20 protein-coding genes are annotated in these 18,129 nt (G+C 66.0%); 7 read left to right on the top strand and 13 right to left on the bottom strand.

All coding sequences use genetic code 11. From position 1 onward, the window contains the following. Positions 1 to 5 precede the first annotated feature (5 nt). On the bottom strand, positions 6 to 1,334 hold the full coding sequence (locus tag FRZ44_RS21370; RefSeq protein ID WP_151179082.1) for an MFS transporter: 1,329 nt from the start codon (positions 1,332 to 1,334) through the stop codon (positions 6 to 8). 322 nt (positions 1,335 to 1,656) lie between these two features. On the opposite strand from FRZ44_RS21370, the gene FRZ44_RS21375 reads away from it, so the two are divergent. Beyond that, positions 1,657 to 2,271 (top strand): helix-turn-helix domain-containing protein, encoded by a 615-nt coding sequence (locus FRZ44_RS21375; protein WP_191908229.1) that lies wholly within the window; start codon positions 1,657 to 1,659, stop codon positions 2,269 to 2,271. A gap of 53 nt (positions 2,272 to 2,324) precedes the next feature. Here the strand turns inward: FRZ44_RS21375 and FRZ44_RS21380 are convergent, their stop codons facing one another. The 3 genes from FRZ44_RS21380 to FRZ44_RS21390 all read right to left on the bottom strand — a co-directional run bounded on the left by FRZ44_RS21380 (position 2,325) and on the right by FRZ44_RS21390 (position 4,739). Then, entirely contained in the window at positions 2,325 to 2,795 is a 471-nt protein-coding gene (locus tag FRZ44_RS21380) for a hypothetical protein (protein WP_151179084.1), read from the bottom strand. Between the two features lie 60 nt (positions 2,796 to 2,855). Further along, a complete protein-coding gene (locus FRZ44_RS21385; protein ID WP_151179085.1) occupies positions 2,856 to 3,245 on the bottom strand; it encodes a hypothetical protein in 390 nt (129 codons plus the stop codon). A 324-nt stretch (positions 3,246 to 3,569) separates the two neighbouring features. Next, positions 3,570 to 4,739 (bottom strand): serine hydrolase domain-containing protein, encoded by a 1,170-nt coding sequence (locus FRZ44_RS21390; RefSeq protein WP_151179086.1) that lies wholly within the window; start codon positions 4,737 to 4,739, stop codon positions 3,570 to 3,572. Between the two features lie 119 nt (positions 4,740 to 4,858). On the opposite strand from FRZ44_RS21390, the gene FRZ44_RS21395 reads away from it, so the two are divergent. Next, positions 4,859 to 5,920: a glycosyl transferase family protein gene (locus FRZ44_RS21395; RefSeq protein ID WP_151179087.1), complete on the top strand. Its 1,062-nt coding sequence runs from the start codon at positions 4,859 to 4,861 to the stop codon at positions 5,918 to 5,920. A 46-nt stretch (positions 5,921 to 5,966) separates the two neighbouring features. On the opposite strand, the gene FRZ44_RS21400 is transcribed toward FRZ44_RS21395, so the two are convergent. Then, positions 5,967 to 6,302, bottom strand: coding sequence for a cupin domain-containing protein (locus tag FRZ44_RS21400; protein ID WP_151179088.1), 336 nt, complete (start codon positions 6,300 to 6,302; stop codon positions 5,967 to 5,969). A gap of 300 nt (positions 6,303 to 6,602) precedes the next feature. On the opposite strand from FRZ44_RS21400, the gene FRZ44_RS21405 reads away from it, so the two are divergent. Then, entirely contained in the window at positions 6,603 to 7,631 is a 1,029-nt protein-coding gene (locus FRZ44_RS21405) for a sterol desaturase family protein (protein ID WP_151179089.1), read from the top strand. A gap of 33 nt (positions 7,632 to 7,664) precedes the next feature. Continuing rightward, positions 7,665 to 8,114 (top strand): cupin domain-containing protein, encoded by a 450-nt coding sequence (locus tag FRZ44_RS21410; RefSeq protein WP_151179090.1) that lies wholly within the window; start codon positions 7,665 to 7,667, stop codon positions 8,112 to 8,114. A gap of 123 nt (positions 8,115 to 8,237) precedes the next feature. Here FRZ44_RS21410 and FRZ44_RS21415 read toward each other — a convergent pair whose 3' ends face one another. From FRZ44_RS21415 to FRZ44_RS21430, 4 genes are all read right to left on the bottom strand, one after another. Beyond that, positions 8,238 to 9,668, bottom strand: a complete 1,431-nt coding sequence (locus FRZ44_RS21415) for an amidase family protein (RefSeq protein WP_151179091.1) — start codon at positions 9,666 to 9,668, stop codon at positions 8,238 to 8,240. A gap of 269 nt (positions 9,669 to 9,937) precedes the next feature. Next, positions 9,938 to 10,516, bottom strand: a complete 579-nt coding sequence (locus FRZ44_RS21420) for a TetR/AcrR family transcriptional regulator (RefSeq protein WP_151179092.1) — start codon at positions 10,514 to 10,516, stop codon at positions 9,938 to 9,940. Between the two features lie 91 nt (positions 10,517 to 10,607). Then, positions 10,608 to 10,994, bottom strand: coding sequence for a cupin domain-containing protein (locus FRZ44_RS21425; RefSeq protein WP_151179093.1), 387 nt, complete (start codon positions 10,992 to 10,994; stop codon positions 10,608 to 10,610). 150 nt (positions 10,995 to 11,144) lie between these two features. Continuing rightward, entirely contained in the window at positions 11,145 to 12,428 is a 1,284-nt protein-coding gene (locus FRZ44_RS21430; protein WP_456077617.1) for a THUMP domain-containing class I SAM-dependent RNA methyltransferase, read from the bottom strand. On the opposite strand from FRZ44_RS21430, the gene FRZ44_RS21435 reads away from it, so the two are divergent. Further along, entirely contained in the window at positions 12,427 to 13,512 is a 1,086-nt protein-coding gene (locus FRZ44_RS21435; RefSeq protein ID WP_151179094.1) for a Zn-dependent alcohol dehydrogenase, read from the top strand. The genes FRZ44_RS21430 and FRZ44_RS21435 overlap by 2 nt on opposite strands. Before the next feature lie 217 nt (positions 13,513 to 13,729). Here the strand turns inward: FRZ44_RS21435 and FRZ44_RS21440 are convergent, their stop codons facing one another. Next, on the bottom strand, positions 13,730 to 14,056 hold the full coding sequence (locus FRZ44_RS21440; RefSeq protein WP_151179095.1) for a hypothetical protein: 327 nt from the start codon (positions 14,054 to 14,056) through the stop codon (positions 13,730 to 13,732). Between the two features lie 42 nt (positions 14,057 to 14,098). Next, positions 14,099 to 14,728 (bottom strand): LysE family translocator, encoded by a 630-nt coding sequence (locus FRZ44_RS21445; RefSeq protein ID WP_151179096.1) that lies wholly within the window; start codon positions 14,726 to 14,728, stop codon positions 14,099 to 14,101. Positions 14,729 to 14,874: 146 nt separating this feature from the next. On the opposite strand from FRZ44_RS21445, the gene FRZ44_RS21450 reads away from it, so the two are divergent. After that, on the top strand, positions 14,875 to 15,744 hold the full coding sequence (locus FRZ44_RS21450; protein ID WP_151179097.1) for a TauD/TfdA dioxygenase family protein: 870 nt from the start codon (positions 14,875 to 14,877) through the stop codon (positions 15,742 to 15,744). Between the two features lie 91 nt (positions 15,745 to 15,835). Beyond that, entirely contained in the window at positions 15,836 to 16,537 is a 702-nt protein-coding gene (locus tag FRZ44_RS21455; RefSeq protein ID WP_151179098.1) for a hypothetical protein, read from the top strand. Between the two features lie 294 nt (positions 16,538 to 16,831). Here FRZ44_RS21455 and FRZ44_RS21460 read toward each other — a convergent pair whose 3' ends face one another. Further along, entirely contained in the window at positions 16,832 to 17,227 is a 396-nt protein-coding gene (locus tag FRZ44_RS21460; protein WP_151179099.1) for a RidA family protein, read from the bottom strand. A 41-nt stretch (positions 17,228 to 17,268) separates the two neighbouring features. Beyond that, the gene (locus tag FRZ44_RS21465; protein ID WP_191908230.1) at positions 17,269 to 18,123 is read right to left on the bottom strand and encodes an SDR family oxidoreductase; all 855 of its coding nucleotides are present in this window, start codon (positions 18,121 to 18,123) and stop codon (positions 17,269 to 17,271) included. Positions 18,124 to 18,129 lie beyond the last annotated feature (6 nt).

The following is an 18,129-nucleotide window of genomic DNA, read 5'->3' on the forward strand; positions in this document are numbered from 1 at the left end:
CGGGATCAATGCGCGCCGGCCTCCTTCAGGCCGGACAGCTCAGGCAGGTCCCGGGCGGCGCCCAGGTCGGGATGCTCGCGACGCTCGAGGTGGCGGATGGTGAAATGCATCCAGGTCAGCGCGATCGCGACCAGGACGAAGAGCAGCATGAAACAGCTGGTCCAGACTCCGACCAGGTCGTTCATCGCGCCGAACGCAATCGGAAGGATGAAGCCGCCGAGGCCGCCGATCAGCCCCACGATGCCGCCGACCGAACCGACGCGATCGGGGTAATAGACCGGGATATGCTTGTAGACGGCGGCCTTGCCCAGCGACATGAAGAAGCCGAGCACGAAAGTCAGGACCGTGAAGGGAACGAACCCGATCGCGATGGTGAAGGCGATCGGCCCCTCGATGCCATGGACGACATAGTCGGTCGCCGGATAGGAGAGCAGGAAGGTGCAGACGACCGAGGCCGAGAAGGTCCAGTACATGACCCGCCGCGCGCCATACTTGTCCGCCAGGACGCCGCCGAAGGCGCGGAACACCGACGCGGGAATCGAATAGGCCGCGCCCAGCATGCCGGCCGCTTTGATGTCGAGCCCGTAGACGCCGACATAGTAGTGCGGAAGCCACAGCGCCAAGGCGACGAAGGCGCCGAACACGAAGAAGTAGTAGAGCGAGAAGCGCCAGACCTGGAGCTTCTTCAGCGGCTGCAGCTGGTCGGCGATCGGCACCGGCTTGCGTCCCGCAAGCCTGCGTTCGCGCAGATGCGGATCGTCTTTCGCGAAGATGAGGAAGATCGCGGCCATCACGACCAGCGCCGCCGCCCAGATCTGCGCGACGGCCACCCAGCCGAACGCGACCATGACGAAGGGCGCCACGAACTTGGTGACGGCCGCCCCGACATTGCCCATGCCGAAAATGCCGAGCGCGGTGCCCTGCTTCTCCTTGGGGTACCAGCGCGAAACATAGGCGATGCCGACGGCGAACGACCCGCCCGCGATGCCGACGCCCAAGGCCGCCACCAGGAAGAGCGGGTAACTGTCGGCATAGGTCAGGAGCAGGGTGGCGACCGCGGCCGCGACCATGACCACGGGGAAGACCAGCCGGCCGCCATATTGATCGGTCCAGATTCCGAGGATCAGCCGGATCAGCGAGCCCGTCAGGATCGGGGTGCCGGCCAGGAGGCCGAACTCGGTGTCGTTGAGACCCAGTTCCTGCTTAATCCGGATGCCGATGATCGAGAAAATCGTCCAGACGGCGAAGCAGACGGTGAAGGCCGTGGTGCTCAGGACCAGGGCGCGGTTCTGCTCGCGCTTCGCAGCGATGCCCACCTCTGCGACCCCCGTCATCGTCGACCCCTCCCGCCGGTTCCATCGATGCCGATGATGGGAAGGGTGGGCGACGGCGTTGTTGATGCAAGTCAACCGGGGTGGGCACCGGCGGATATTTCCAGGTGCCGTTTGACAATTGGCGGTCTATGACTTGATAAATATCAAAACGATGCCGGTTAGGGCCTTGCTGCAGCAGTGATGTTGCATCGCGATAACCCTGCTCTCCGTCGCTCGAGCCTCGCGGGAAGAATCGTCAACAACCAGGACCGCCATGCTGACGACAAGCGACCACTTGCACCTCCGCCGGGCGCCGCTCTTTGCACAGATGCCTGGGGCCTCCGTGGACCGGCTCGTCAGCGCCGCCCATGCGCAGAACCTCGCCGCCAGATCGCTGCTCTTCGATCAGGGCGAAGCGGCGGCATTTCTCTATGTCATTCTATCGGGCCGGGTCGGGTTGGTGGGGCGCGGCATGCGGGATCACGAGATGGTCGTCGAATTCTTCGGTCCCGGCGATGTCTTCATCATACCGGCGGTCACGCTCGAGCTTCCCCTGCTGATGGCGGCGCGGGTCCTGGACGATGCGCGGATCGTCCTGATCCCGGCGGCGCATGTCAGAGACATGATTGCAAGGGACCATGCCTTCGCCTCGGCCGTGGTGCGCGAGCTTTCGCGCCATTGGCGCCTGCTGGTCACACAGATCAAGGATCTCAAGCTGCGCCGGGCGCCGCAGCGCCTCGCCGCCCACTTGCTGAGCCTGCCCCGCAGCCGCAGCGGCGAGCTTCATCTGCTGGAGGAGCGGCAGCTCATCGCGCAAAGACTCGGCATGACGCCGGAAAGCCTGTCACGGGCATTCGCCGACTTGAAGCGCTTGGGCGTCACGGCGCGAGGAAAGCATATCGTCATCGCCGACCCGGCGGGCCTGGAACGCTTCGCGGCGATTGACGGAGCCCCCTGATTCCCCGCGGCCGGGCATGCGCCGGACTCCCGGCCGGATCTCGCAGCCCTCGCTCACAGGCCGCCGTGGCTGCCGGCCACGGCGGCGGCGATGGTGATCAGGCTGGCGGCCAGCAATCCCCAATGCAGCCGGCGCATCGTCGATAATGCCCTCTCCGGATCGCGCTCGACACGCCTGGCGAACCAGCGATCGAGAAAGAGCGGCTCGATCACGAACAGCATCGCCGTGAAGAGGAGCCAGATGGCGACCATCGCATGCATCCACCAGAAGGACGGATCGGCGAATCGCCACCACAGGTCGAGGCGCCAGAGCAGATAGAGGCCCGACATTCCCGTCAGCGATACCGTGACACGGGCCTGGCGCGCGAAACCTCGTTCGAGCCGATGGAACACCGCCAGATCCTGGACGGCCGGCCGACCCCGGCCCATCGCCGGAAGCAAGCTCGTGGTCACGAACCCGACGCCACCGATCCACAGGACCACGCCGAGCACATGCAGAAGGCGCGCAATGACGAGATCGTCCATGAGAACCCCCTGCCTGGGCCGCGCCGCTGCCGCGGGCGCCGGCCCGGGATCGGATCAGAATCAGGGCTGCGCGAGCAAGGCCGAAATCGGCATCAGATCGGAGAAAGAGGGCGAGGCCATGGCAATGCCGACGGCGCAAAGCGCCCAGACGCCGAGGGCGACCAGATCGGCCCTGCGAATGGCGGCTCGCTTGGCACGTTCGCAGCTACTGAGGCGCAGGCAGCGGGCCAGCAGCCGGGTGGCCTCCCGGATCACGGGGGGCACCATGGCAAAGCCGAACAACAGGAACAGCCCGATCTCGGCGGCGTGCACGAAGGCGGCCAGCCTCAGGCCCTGCACCGAACCCACCGGGATCGTGCTTTCGAGGTGATGAGCGATCAACGCGAGTCCGATCATCGCCAGAACCGCGATCGCAGCAATCAGAACGAACCATCGGCTCGCAGGCAACATCCGGGACGCCCCTAACCCCGCGACTCTCTCGGACCGATGGGATGCCGTGGTCGCGGCGGGTGCTATCGATCGGAGCTCGCGCATGGGCCGTGACGCTAGCACGCGGTCCGACGGCCCCGTCCTGCGGCGAAATGGACCGGCCCACGGAAATCCGCCCGATCGATGGCCGGTGCGGCGCCCGGTCGCAATCTGTGTGCGCTGCAGCAGTGCGGGCGTGACATTCGCGAGGCGCTTCGAGCCGTGGGGAGGAGCGCGGCCAGTCGCAAACTTTCTTCTTTCCTCTCCGCCCGCGAAGCGGGGGAGAGGAAAGAAAAGATGGATGCCTCACCCGTCCTGGGTGACCCAGGCGGCGATGGTGTCGAGGGCGCGGAGGGTCTCGACGATCATCTCGGGCATGGTCGGCTTGGGCCAGGTCGAGAGCTTGACCGCCACCATCTCGTTGGGCGGGTCGACATAGATCATCTGGCCGAAGATGCCGCGCGCCAGCTGGACGCCGGTATGGCTGTCGCGGACCCACCATTGATGCGAATAGGCGCCCTTGGGCATCTGGGTCTTGTAGGGCTCGCCGCGGAACTTGCCCGGATCGCCGCGCCGGGTGCGGCGCACCCAGTCGGCCGGCACGATCTGGCGGCCGTTGAAGAGGCCCTGATCCAGATGCATCTGCCCGAAGCGCGCGAAATCGCGCAAGGAAGCGCAGAAGCCGCCGTCGGCCAGCGCCGTGCCGACCTTGTCGAGCGCGTAACAGGCGTCATGCTCGGTGCCGAGCTTCGACCAGAGCCGGTCGGAGAGCAGATCGGCCAGATCCGTTCCCGTCACCGTCTCCATCAGCCAGCCGAGGAGATCGGTGTCGGCCGAGCGGTAGGTGAAGTATTCGCCATGGGCGCGTTCCGGCTTGATCGCGCGGATCATGTCGTAGAGCGAGATCGGATCGTCGGCCTTGCGCGGCGGCTTCCAGCCGCAGGCGATGTCGATCGTGAAGGCGTCGGAATTCAGATCGTAATAGTCCTCGACGAAGCGCACGCCGGTCTGCATGTCGAGCACATGCTGGACCGTGGCGTCGGCATAGCCGGTCGATTTCAGGTCCGGGATGTAACGCGCGATGGGTGCCGCCGGGTCGATCCGCTCCTCGGCCACCAGGATGCCCATGAGATCGCCCGCCACCGACTTGGAGACCGACATCGCCAGATGCGCGTCCTCGGGCTCGAGCCCGTTGAAATAACGCTCATAGACCACGCGGCCGCGGTGGAGGACGATGAAGCCGTTGGTGTCGCTGGCGCGCAGGAAGTCGAGCAGCGTGATGTTCGACCCGTCGTCGCGTCCCAGCGGCAGGCGGTCGAGATCCTGGGAGGCCTGCGGCAGGACCGCGACCGGGCCGGTCCCGCGCGCCACGGCTGCGGTCGGGAACAGGCGGCGCATATGGCTGAATGACCAGGCGGCGTTGCCCGGCTGATCCCAATTGAGTGGCGTGATACGCTTCGCGTGCCTCGGCTGCATACCCGGTAACCCTTCCCCTCGACGTCGGTCGCGCCCGAGCCTAGGCGAGGCGGTCGAGGCGGGCAAGCCGGCCGGGAAACCGTGGGCCTTGTGGCCCGATCAAGCCGAACAGGAGACCGATGGTCGACGACGACAGGCATGGCGACAACAAACGCGGCGACGGCGATTCCGGCGACGAGAGCCTCGCGGCCGACAGCCTGCATCCCTTCGCCAAGTTCCTGCGGCTGGTCGGCCGCGGGCCGACCCTGTCGCGCTCGCTCATCCTCGAGGAAGCCGAGGAGGCAATGACGGCGATCCTCGCCGGCAGCGCCGAACCGATGCAGATCGGCGCCCTTTTCCTTCTGCTGCGCTATCGCAAGGAGACACCCGAGGAGCTGGCCGGGTTCGTGCGCGCGGCGCAACGCTGGTGGAAACTGCCGGACGAGCCCGCGGCCGAGATCGACTGGCCGTCCTATGCCGACCGGCACAAGCAGCTCCCCTACTTCATCCTGAGCGCGCTGCTGCTGGCCGAAGAGGGAGTCAGGATCGCGATGCATGGCCTCGCCGGCGTCGGCGACGCGACCACGCCGCGCGTGCTGCAGGCGCTGGGCGTCGAAGCCTCGAGCTCGGTCGAGGACGCGACCCGGCGCATCCAGCGCGAGCGTTTCGCCTATCTGCCGGTCGAGCGCTTCTGCCCGCCGCTGCTGCGCCTCTTCGCCATGCGGCTCGTGCTGGGCCTGCGCACGCCCGCCAACAGTTTCTGCCGCGAGCTCAATCCGCTGGCCGCACCGGCCCAGCTCCAGGGCGTGTTCCATCCGACCTATATCGTCACCCACCAGGAAGCGGCGCGCTTCCTGAAACAGCCGAAGGCCGCGATCTTCAAGGGCGGCGGCGGCGAGGCGCAGATCAATCCGGAGAAGCCCTGCCGCGTCGGGCTGGTGGAAGGCGAGACCCTGACCGAGGAGACCTGGCCGCCCTTGCTCGCGGGCGAGCGCCATGGTTGGCGCGACGAGCCGATGAATCCGAGAGCGGCGCTGGCGCTGTGGCGCGGCGAGGCGGCGCCCGCGGGACCGACGGCCGCCGTGATCGGAACGGTCGCGATCGCGCTCAAGCTGACGGGGCGCGCGCCGACGCAGGAAGCGGCGCTGGATCAGGCGCGGGCGATGTGGAAGGGGCGGGCGAAGGGGAAATACGGACGTTGATGTCTCGTGGCGAAAGGCGGCGTCGGTCGCGTCCGCGACGTTCGGGTCAGCCGCCGACGGCGTGGTTGTCGTATTCTCCGACGCCCTGGAGAATCAGATATTTGCAGCTGCCGTCATTCGCCCCATAAACGCAATGTGCCGTCATGGGCGGAACCGTGCAGCGGTCGCCCGCATGAAGCAGGTGCTTCGCACCAGGCGCGCGGGTCTCGACCACCATCGGCCCGTCCAGGCAGAAGAACGCATCGGCAATCTTCGAGTGGTAGTGCCAGGGAATACGCTGCCCGGCCGCCAGGGTATAAACCCGCGCCCGCATATCCGCGCCGTCCATGACCGTCTCACTCTGGATCCCTTCCAGCCGGAGTTCTCGTTTTCCTTCTTTCATCGGCCTGCTCGCTGATCAGCTCCGGTTGACCGCTTCACGGTCCGAGGACCCGGGTCGTTCCATCTTCATCGGCCGCCCGGCGGTGGCCCTGTTCTCGAATGATGTTAGATCGCGTTCTCTATTCGTCCAAATCACAAGAAGGGCACCGTGAAGCTGCCGCCGGGATGTCCGCCCCGGACCCACAGGTGCCATATTGACGGTTGCAATCGATATCGATCATGGCACAGGCTGGCGCGGAGCCAGGAGCGCCAAAACCTCTGCGGGACACGGGGGGAAGCCGCGCTGCCACCGGGGGAGCGAATGGACGATCTGCGGTTCGGAACCCGCGACGAGCGGGGCTACTGGTCGCCGCGAGCTAGGCTCGCAATCCCACCCTATTGGGCCTGGCCGCCCCGGTTCATCGATGCCCTGAAGTGGCTTCCGAAATATCTGTTTCCGTGGAACGCCTACTTCATGGCCACTGCGCTGGCCTATTGGTATTTCGTCATCCCCGATTTCGAGGTCATGAAGACGCTGAGCTGGGGTTGGGCGCTCCGGCTCTACGCGGTGAACGCGGCGGCAGTCTTCGTCACCTACGGCGCGGTCGAGCTGGTCTACTATGCGAGGCGCAAGCAGGGCACGCGGTTCAAATACAACGCCAGGTTCCCCTCCGACCACCCCTCATCCGTCTTCTGGTTCAAGAGCCAGAACATCGACAATTTCCTTCGCACCTTCCTCAGCGGCATCTCGATGTGGACGGCGGTCGAAGTGCTCATGCTCTATGCCTTCGCCAATGGTTACGCGCCGTGGCTCGGCTGGGCCGATCACCCGCTCTATCTCGCGGTCCTGGTGTTCGTCGCGCCGGCGATCCATGAGGTGCATTTCTTCCTCATCCATCGCCTGATCCACACACCGTTCCTCTACAAATGGGTGCATCAGGTCCATCATCATTCGGTCAATCCGTCGCCCTGGTCGTCGCTCTCGATGCACCCCGTCGAGGCGTTCCTCTATCATGCCGTCGCCCTTTGGCATCTCGTCATCCCCTCGAATCCGCTGATTGCGCTGTTCCAGCTGCATATCGCCGGGTTCGGGGCGCTCAACGGCCATTTCGGCTTCGACAAGCTCGAGATCACCGAGGGCCGGGCGCTGGATGGCGAGGCCTTCTCCCACTACCTGCACCACAAATACTTCACCGTGAATTACGGCGGCGACGGGCTGATCCCGCTCGACAAGTGGTTCGGCAGCTGGCACGACGGCGGCCCGGAAGCCGAAGCGGCCATGCGGGAACGCAGCAGACGGAAGCGAGACAGATCGAAACCCGAGCGCCGATCCGCGGCCGGCGCCGCCTGAGCCGCGGCCCGGCTCGGGCCCCAGGAGGTCCAGATGACGGCACAACCCTTCGTCGTCGATGCGAAAGACTATGGGCGCCCTCTGAACGTCGTCGGCGAAACGATCGTCGTGCTCGCCTCGGGCGAGAGAACGGGCGGCTATGAGATCTTCCTGCAGCGGGGGCCGGAGACGAGCGGCCCACCGCCGCACGGCCATCCCTGGGACGAGTCCTTCTTCGTCACCCGAGGCGAAATCGCGTTCGGCATCGGTACCGAGACGCGGGTCGCAAAGCCGGGCACACTCGTCCATCTGCCAGCCGGCATCCTACACTGGTTCCGCTTCGGCAAGGGCGGCGGCGAGATGATCTCCATGACCTCGCGGCTCGGCGCCTCGACACTGTTCGCCGATCTGGACCGGGAGGTCTCGCCGACAAACCCCGACTTCGGGAAGCTCGTCGAAGTCGGCCTCCGGCATCAGCTGACCGTTCCCCAAAGCGCAGAATAGCTGCCGCCTTCAACCCAAACACGCTTCCTCGCCTCGGGAATATCGTCGCGGCGGCCTTGGGGCCGCCGCGACGCCACCTCATCACCCTCGCCGATCATTTCTCAATGGCTTGGGACTTCTGCGTCATAGGCCACGACGCAGAAGATGGTCCGCCATCACCCCGACACGGGCTTCGATCGCTTCGCAGGCGTTCACGATCAAATCTTCCCGCCAACGCCGTCCCACGATCTGCACCGAGAGCGGCAACTCTCCCTGGGGCAGACGGGCCAGTCGCGCCGGCACGCAGCCCGCGGGCAGTCCCATGAAATTCATCGAATAGGAATAGATCGCGGAGCCCAGCACCTCGCGCACACCCTCGGCGCCCTCGGTATCCCGCAAGGGGCGATAAGTCGGCTGCAGCATGAACGGGGTCAGAACCAGGGGGTACTTGTCCAGAAACAGCGACCATTGGCGTGCGTAATGGCTGCGCTTCGCCATCATCTGCAGCTGCTCGGCCCCTTCGAATGGCGGGAACTGCCGGTAATATTCGTCGAAAATGGCGTTCAGCAACTCCGACCCATGGGCGCGAACGTCCGGACCCATCAGCAGCCGCACTTCGCCCATGAGCGCCCGAAAGCCGGTCGAGGCCGCCTCGCGCAGCAACGGAGGTTCGCTTTCCTCCACCACATAACCCGCATCGGTCAGCGCCTGCCGTGCGGTATCGAGTGCCGCCGAGACCTCGGGATGCAGGTCGAATTCATAAGTTTCCTTGGTGAAGGCCACGCGGATCGGACCGTCGATCGAGGGGCCCTCATAGGGCAGCGGGACATGGAACGGGTCGCGCGGGTCGGGTGAGATCACGGCCGGCATCGACAGGCGCAGATCGCGAACCGTGCGCGCGATCACGCCCTGGACCGACATCGCCTGCGCCAGCATCCCGCGCTCGGCCTTTTGCGAGGGATTCCAGGCCGGCACCCGGCCCAGCCCCGGCTTGACCGTGACCGCGCCATTGGCGGCGGCCGGAAACCGCAGGCTGCCGCCGATGTCGTTTCCATGGGCCAAGGCCCCGATGCCCGCCATGACGGCAGCGCCCGCTCCGCCCGAGGATCCGCCCGGCGAAACATGGTCGCCCCAGGGGTTACTCGTGCGGCCATGCAGCGGGTTGTCGGTTTCCGCGCGGAACGAAAACTCCGGCGTGTTGGTGCGGCCGATCACGACCGCACCGGCCCGTTGGAGATTGTCCACGATCGGCGCGTCAGCGGACGCGATCGCGTCCTTCAACGCGGGCAGACCGTTCGTGGTGGCATGACCCGCCTGATCGACATTGACCTTGATGGTCACCGGAACGCCGTGCAGCGGCCCGGTCGCCACGCCCCTTGCGCGGGCGGCGTCCAGACCGCGGGCGCGCTCCATCGCGCTGTCGCCCAGATCCTTCACGACCGCGTTCAGGCGCGGATTGACGGCGCGCATCCTGCCGACGGCGGCGGCAACGACGGCTTCGGCGCTCACCTCGCCGGCACGGGTCATGCGGGCAAGATCGGAAGCGGAAAGACGCCAGAGTAGCAGGTCGCTCATGCGGGTCTCCTTTGGGTCATACTCGGCAAGGCGCCCGCGCTGCAGGACGCATTGGCCCAGGCGCCGGCATTGTGGAGGGTACGGCCCAAGACGAAGGCCAGGCGGCGGCCAAGGGTCCGTTCGCGAACTTCTCCGGCTGATGCTACGCAGACCGCCGTCCTTCGGTAACAGGGATCTTGGTTCCGGCCAGGTCCGGCCGCTCGATCAATCGATCGAGGGGGGAGCACCGTCAGGATATCGGCCCTCTCTTGCGGCTTCCCCTGTTTTGGTCAGCCCGCGGCAACGCTACGGATGTAGAAGTCGATCATCGCGTTCAGCGAGGCGGGGTTCCGGCGCAGGCGGCTGCGCAGGGCGGCACCCTCCCAGCAATCGACAAGAAGGTCCGCCAACTGCCGCACATCGCAGTCGGTTCGGATCTCGCCCTTCTGCCGGGCCTCTTCCAGGCAGACGGCCATTCGCCTCGCGATCGCGGCGAAACAGCCTTCGATCTTGCGCCGGAATGCTTCGCTGACGCCCGACAGCTCCTGCCCGAGGCCGCCCAGAAGGCAGCCCATATAGCCCTGTTCCCGATAGGCCTGCTGTGTCAGCTCGAAGAAGCGCCGCACCCGCGCGAGCGGCGGGCGTTCCTTGTCTTTCAGGCAGGCATCGAGCCCGGCATGCACCTGCGCCATATAGGCGTCGACCACCTGGAGCGCAAAATCCTCCTTGTCCTTGAAGTGATGATAGAAGGAGCCCTTGGGCGTGTCCGTGTCCGAGAGCAGCGCCTGGATGCCGAGATCGTTGTAGCCGTGCTCCAGCAGCATGCGGAGGCCCGCATCGATCAGGCGTTGCTTGGTCGAATGGGTCATTGAACCATGTTCGGCGTCCTGCCGCGGCGCTCGGACATTCCGAAACCCTGGCGCCCGGAGCGATATTCTCCCCGGGCTCCGGGGAACGAGTCTAGCCCTTCGTCTTCTCGATCATGTGGTCGATGACTTGGCTGTGCTCGTGCTGGGGGCTGAACATGACGATTTCCGCATCCGCATCGACCCTCACATTATGCCCCGGCGGCCAGTAGAACAGATCGTGGGCGCCGACCGTCTCCTGTCTGCCGGCGGCATCGGTCGTGGTGAGCTGGCCGCGCAGCACGAAGCCCCAATGGGGGCATTGGCAGAGATTGCCCTCCAGTCCCTGGAAGAGGGGGGTGGTGTCCACACCCGCAGCCAGCGTGAAGTATTCGGTACTGATGCTCCCGAATCCGCTCACGTCGCCGAAGTTCATGTGCTGACGGATGACAGCGCCTGGAATCTGCATCCTGACATCCACTTGTTCCTTAGCGATCCGCATCCGGCTCCCCTTTGCTATTTCGTGAACTAGACCGATCGGTCTAGTGAGACTGTAAACCCAGGATCGGCACTGTCAAGCGCGCGCATTTCGTCGATTGTTCCCTGGTGGCAGCCCTTTTGGACCGACGGCCGGCAATGTCCGGGCGGATGGTTAAGCCAGCAGCCCGGTCAGGAACAGCGTCACGCTGATGCCGCCATGCGAGACGGAGCCGGCGGGCGGCCCAAAAGGCAGGCCGGTGGCCGCGGCGAGCGAGGCATCGTTCGTCACCAGCCCCACACGCCAGCCAGCAAAACGAGAGCGGAGCGTCTGGCCGAGTGCGTTGTAGAGCGGATAGAGGGCCTTCCTGTCCCCCACGCGGCCGCCGTAAGGCGGATTGACGATGACGAGGCCTGGCGGCCCCTCGGGTGCCACCAGATCGCTGATCGCATGCTGCCGGAAGTCGGTCGACGCCGCGACGCCCGCACGCTCCGCATTGGCCCGGCTCATCTGGATCGCGCCCGCGTCGCGGTCGCTGCCGTAGAACCGCAGGGCGGGCCCGCTGCCGTCCGATCCGCTGCTCTTCCCCTTGCGACCGTCCGCCCCCTTCAGCCGCTGCCAGGCCGCCGCGTCGAAGCCGGCGAGCTGCTCGAAGGCGAAATGCCGCGACCGGCCGGGCTTGAGGCCCGCCGCGATCTCGGCCGCCTCGATCACGAAGGTGCCCGATCCGCACATCGGATCGACCACGGGCTCGGTGCCGTCATAGCCGCATTGCCGCAGGAAGAGGGCGGCCAGGTTCTCGCGCATCGGCGCCTTGGCCACGGCTTCCTTGTGGCCGCGCTTATGCAGGGATTCGCCCGACGTATCGACGCTGAGGGTGCAGAGATCGTCCTCGATGCGTGCCTTGATGCAGAGCTCGGCGTCGGGCGAGAGCGGCGCGCCAAGCTGGTCCTTGATCGCATTCTCGATCCGCTGCGCCGCGGCGCGCTGATGGTAGATGCGGGAATGCTTGCAGGAGGCTTCGACGCGGAAGGGCACATCCTTGCGCAGGAACTCGCCCCAGGCCAGCTTGCGCGCGCGTTTGTCGAGCTGGGCCAGATGGAGCGCGCGAAACTCGGCGATGCGCGCAAAGACGTGGCTGGCGCCGCGAAGCTCGAGATTGGCGCGCCAGACCTCGGGCCAGCCGCCGGTCACCGTCACGCCGCCCTTGACCGCCTTCGGTGCCCTGAATCCGGCGGCCTGCGCCTCCGCGCAAAGCGCGGATTCCAGGCCCGGCGCCGTCACCAGGAAGATCTCGAAATCGCCGCCCTCGGTCATGCCGTCTACATATCCCGTGGTGACCCGGTTATCGACAGGTTTCTCGCCGCAGCCCGTCGAGATCGGGTTGAAGCGCGGCAGGCCTCTGCGTGTAGACTGGGCGCCGTCACCCCAGAAGACGGAAACCAGGGAGTCGCCCATGAAAGCCGCCGTCCTGCGCGAGATCGGCCAGCCGCTCACCATCGAGGAGGTTTCCGTCTCGCTGCCGCGGGCGCACGAGGTCCTGATCCGGACCGCCGCCGTGGGCGTCTGCCACAGCGACCTTCATTATATCGAGGGGCTCTATGCCTGCCCCAAGCCGACCGTGCTGGGGCATGAATCGGCCGGCATCGTCGAGAAGGTCGGCTCCGAAGTGACCTATGTGAAGCCCGGCGATCATGTCATCACCTGCCTCTCGGTGTTCTGCGGACATTGCGAGTACTGCACCACGGGCCGGCCCTATAGCTGCCAGAATCCCGAGACCGGGCGCAGCGAGGGAGAGGAACCGCGGCTGTCGCAGAAGACCGGGCCGATGCACCAGTTCTACAGCCTCTCCTCCTTCGCCGAGACCATGCTGATCCACGAGCATGCGCTGGTGAATATCCGCAAGGACATGCCGCTCGATCGGGCAGCGCTGATCGGCTGCGCGGTCACGACCGGCTTCGGCGCCGTCACCAACACGGCGCAGATCGAGGTCGGCAGCACGGTCGCGGTCATCGGCTGCGGCGGCGTCGGGCTGTCGGCGATCAACGGCGCCGCGATCGCCGGCGCCGGCCGCATCATCGCCGTCGACATCAAGGGCTCGAAGCTCAATTTGGCCAAGCATTTCGGCGCGACGGACGTGGTCGATGCCAGCCGCACCGATCCGGTCGAGGCGATCAGGGACATGACCGGCGGCGGGGTCGAGTATTCCTTCGAGGCGCTCGGCCTCAAGAAGACGTCGGAGCAGGCGTTCCGGATGCTCCGTGCCTCGGGCACGGCCACGATCATCGGCATGGTGCCGGAAGGCCAGATGATCGAGGTCAGCGGCGCCGATCTGCTCAGCGACAAGAAGCTGCAGGGCTCGAACATGGGGTCGAACCATTTCCGGGTCGACATGCCGCGCTTCGTCGACTTCTATCTCGCGGGCAAGCTGAAGCTCGACGACATGATCTCGCACCGCATCGGCCTCGAGCAGATCAACGAGGCCTTCGCCGAGATGAAGCGCGGCGAGGTCGCCCGCAGCGTGATCATGTTCGATCAGTGAACACTGCGATCTTCTTTCTTCCCCCTCACGCGTCAGGGGGAAGAAAGAAGAGTTCGTCGAAGCGAAGCGGAGACAGACTCGGAGCTGGGAGAGAGCGTGCAGCCAAGATGGGCCCACCTCTCCCAGCTTCGGCTAAGGTTCGACCTTCGGTCTCACCTAAGCCTGCGCATCCTTCTCCCCCGCTGCATGGGCGGAGAGGAAAATATCGACGAAGCGCCTAGCTCGCCTTCTTGGTCAATGTCCCCACCATTCCGTCCGGCGGTCCGCTGATCGAGCCGTCGTCATTGACGGTGAAATCGATCTTGTCGCCTTCGCAGGTGACGGAGACCGTCTTGTCCTTCTGAGCATAGGTGCAGTCGCCCGCCATCGGACCCAGCGCGACGGTCGCCTTTCCGTCGGGTTTGAACTGGATCTGAAAGGTGCCGCCGTTGGCTTCGTAGGTGTTGCCCTCGACGCCCCCGCCCGATTTCCCGCAGGACACGACGGCAATGCCAAGCCCCGCGATCATCACGAGGCGCGCGGCCGATAATACGATGGCCTTCATTCTCATCCCCCAAGGTTCGAATTCAGTTTCCAGTCTGCATACCTATTTGCGCGTCGCCAGCGCCGCGGTGATTCCCAGGCCGACGAAAGAGGTTCCGGCGAACCAGCGCTGGAACCGCAGGAAGCGGCGGTTGCGGCGCAGGAAGTCGCCGGCGGTCCCGGCCGCCAGCGCGAACATGCCGTCGCTCATGATGCCGAGGCCCATGAAAGTGAGGCCCAGAATCAGGATCTGCCAATGGAGCGCGCCCCGCTCCGGCCGGACGAACTGCGGCAGGAAGGCGAGGAAGAAGATCGCGGTCTTCGGGTTGAAGAGATTGACCACGAAGCCGTCGCGGAAGACGCGGCGCAGCGGTGCCGCCGGGATCGCGGGCGCGCCGGGATCGGGATCCTTGGCCATGAAGGTGCGAATGCCGACCCAGATGAGGTAGGCGGCGCCGAGATATTTGACGATCGCGAAGGCGAGCGCCGACGACACGAGGAGGGCCGAGAGCCCGACCGCCGCCGCGGTGATATGGACGATGGTGCCGAGATGGATGCCGAGCACCGAGACGAATCCCGCCTTGCGCCCCTGCTCGACCGAGCGCGCGACGATATAGAGCACGGCCGGGCCCGGCGTCAGCAGCAGCACCACCGAGGCGGCGACGAACAATCCCCACAGGGCCGGATCGGGCATGGACCTTCTCCCTCGTTCTGCCGTCCGTCAGCAAGCCACAGCGGGGCGGCGGAAACAAGGGATCGCGGCAGGCCGGGCGCATCCGGCTGGATCAATTCCTAAATCTGTTGTTTCATCGGCCCCGGCATTCACAGGAGCCGCTCTCGATGCGTGCGACGCCCCTCCATCCCCGCTTCGGGCTCGAGATTCATGACATCGATCTGCGCCATGTAACGGCGGAGACGGGCTACCCGGCCATCCGGGACGCCTTCGAAACCCATTCGCTTCTGCTCTTCCGCAACCAGCAGCTCGACGACGAGGCCCATCTCGCTTTCGGGGCGCTGTTCGGGCCGATCGAGGATCGCTCGCAGGGCAAATATGGCGACAAGCCGCGCATGGACAATGTCACAAATCTGTTGCCGGACGGACGGGTCGCACCGAAGGACGACAGCGTCACCCTCAACAATATCGCCAACCAGCTCTGGCATACCGACAGCACCTTCCTGCCGGTCCCGGCACTGGCCAACATTCTGGCCGCCCGCGTCCTCAGCTCCAGCGGCGGCGAGACCGAGTTCGCCTCGACCCGCGCCGCCTGGAAGGATCTGCCGGAGGATCTGAAGGCCAGGACGCGACACGCCGTGCTGCATCACCGCCTGGCTTATTCCCGCGCCAAGGTCTCCCAGAAAATGGCCCAGGAGGAGCACTACACGCGATGGGCCGACCAGTCCTGGAAGGCCGTCTGGCACAATCCGGTCAATGGCGAGGACGCCCTCTTCATCGCGTCTCACGCCTTCGCCGTCGAGGGCCTGCCCGAGGCCGAGGGCCAGGCGCTCATCGACGAGCTTATCGCCTTCGCGACCCGCCCCGGCGCCGTCTACACCCACGCCTGGCGGCCGGGCGACGTGCTGATCTGGGACGAGCGGGCCATGCTCCATCGCGGCCGGCCCTGGCCCTATGAGGAGGAGCGCACGCTCGCCAGCATCTGCGTCTCGGCCCGCGATGTGGACGGGCTGAACCGCATGCGGCCGGGAACCTAGAAATCGCACAATGCGGAGAATCCCGGTCGGGCCGGGCGATGGAGAGCGACGGGCCATGGTGGTCGAGCCGACTTTCAGGAGGTGCTTCGGGATGTGGAAATTTGCCCTCGTCGCCATCACGGCGGTTGCCTGGCTGGCCGTCGCACAGGCTTCCGGCGCGGCGGACGCCTCCGTCCTCTACACGACGGATTTCAAAGGCTATACGGGCGGGTCCGTGCTCGACTGGCTGCGCAGCCAGCATTTCGTCGCCAAGCAGGACGCCGACAATAAGAGCAAGATCGCCCTGTCCATCCAGGACGGGGCGCTGGCGCTCGAGGCCAAGAAACGGGCGCTCGGCCTCCTGCTCAACGAGACCGACATCCCCGGCGCCCGGCGCATCCGCATCGAATGGGAGGTCGGCGCCTTTCCCGAGGGGGTATCCTACGACCAGGGGATCCGCAGCGAGCCGATCATGGTCTACACCTTCTTCGGCAGCGAGAAGATCTCGAGCGGATCGATGCTGGTGCCGGACAGCCCCTATTTCATCGGCCTGTTCCTCTGCGAAGCCGGCCGCACCGACCATCCCTATACCGGGCGTTACTTCAAGGCGGGCGGGCGCTATGTCTGTGCCAACGTCGTCAAGGCCGGGGACAGGATCATCACCGAGTTCGACATCGGCGATGCGGTCAAGAGCTACTTCAAGCTGGGCGAGATCCCGCCCGTCAGCGGATTTGCCATCGGCATCGACACCGACAACGCCAAGGGCAATGCCACCGCCAAGTCCTATATTCGAAAGATCGAATATCTGAACTGAGGCGCCGATAGCCGTGAGGTCCAGGCGATTCGCGCATCGGGGCCGGAGCGGCTCGCCCAGTTCTTCCCAGAGACGCCGTTCTTCTTTCCTCGCCCTCACAACGTGAGGGAGAGGGTTGTGAAGAGTTAGTCGGAGCGTAGCGAAGACTTACTCGAAGCTGGGAGAGGGTGTGTGCGCAGGAAGGGCCTACCTCTCCCAGCTCCGGCAAAGTTCCGGCTACGCCTCCACTAAGCCTGCGCAACCCTCTCCCCCCACTTCGTGGGCGGAGAGGAAAGAAATCAGCGACGAGGTCGCTCAGTCCCTCGTCACCGCGGTGAGATTCATCGTCAGCAGCACGCCGGGTCTCGGCAGCTCGCGCACGCCGATCACGGTTCGCGCCGGGCGATGCGCGCCCATCGCCTCGATATAGGCCGCGTTCATGCGCTCGAAATCCGACATCGCCGCGAGGAAGACGTTGATGTGCAGGACATGGCCGAGGTCCGAGCCGACCGAGGCCAGCATCACCGCGAAGGATTTGAGGATCTGCGTGGTCTGGGCATGGACATCCGGACCCGCGAGCTGTCCCGTCGCCGGATCGACGCCGGCCGTGCCGCCGATGGTGATGAAGGGGCCGGCCTTGGCGATGTGATTATAGGGTCCGATCGGCGTCGGCGTGCCGGGCGGGGTCGAGGTTTCCACGTTCATCGTCATGACGGCCTCCCTTGCAGTGCGGTTCGCGGCGGCGGCCCTGCCTAGCTGACCTGCTTCGCGATCTCGCCGGCATGGTCGCGGGCGAATTGGCGAAAGTCGATTGCCGGCCGGCCGAGCACGCTCGCGATATCGCCGGAAACCGGGGCCGCGCCGCGCCGGCGCATCCGGTCGAACAGATTGACGACCAGGTCGGCCCGGAATTCCGAGGCCCCGCCCGCGATCAGCATCTCGCGGTAGGTCTCCGGCGGAATGTTCTCATAAACGAACCGCCTGCCCGTCGCCTCGGACAGGATGGCGACGACCTCGGCATGGCTGAGCGCCTCCGGGCCCGTCAGCACATAGGCCTTGCCGTCATGCTCCGGTTCGGTCAGCGCCTCGATGGTGACCGCCGCGATGTCGCGGATGTCGACGAAGGGAAGGCGCGCCTCGCCCGCCGGCAGGCGCAGGACGCCGCCGGGACAGTAGCTCAGAAAATTCTGGTTGAACCATTGCGGGCGGATCAGCACATGCCCGAGCCCCGACCGGGCGAGCTGCAGGTCGCCCTTGCCATGGGTGCTGATCAGGGGATCGGGCGATTGGGCGTCGGCGGAGGACGCGGAGAGCCGCGCGACTATCCGCACGCCGGCCCGCCGCGCGGCCTCGATGACATTCGCCTGCAGGGCCAGCTGCTCGGGATGCTCGAAGGAAATCAGGAAGACGGCGTCCACCCCCTTCATGGCCGCATCGAGCGAGGCGATGTCGGCGAAGGCGCCGAGGGCGATCTCGACACCGGCCTGGGGCAGCGCCGCTCCGTTCTCGCGCGTCCGGACCAGGGCCCGTACCGGCCGCCCGGCGGCGACGAGCTGGCGCGTGACTTCGCTGCCGGTGTTGCCGTTGGCGCCGGTGACCAGGATCATGGCGGG

Origin of the sequence: Hypericibacter terrae (genome assembly GCF_008728855.1) — a bacterium.
In the GTDB taxonomy this organism is placed as follows: domain Bacteria; phylum Pseudomonadota; class Alphaproteobacteria; order Dongiales; family Dongiaceae; genus Hypericibacter; species Hypericibacter terrae.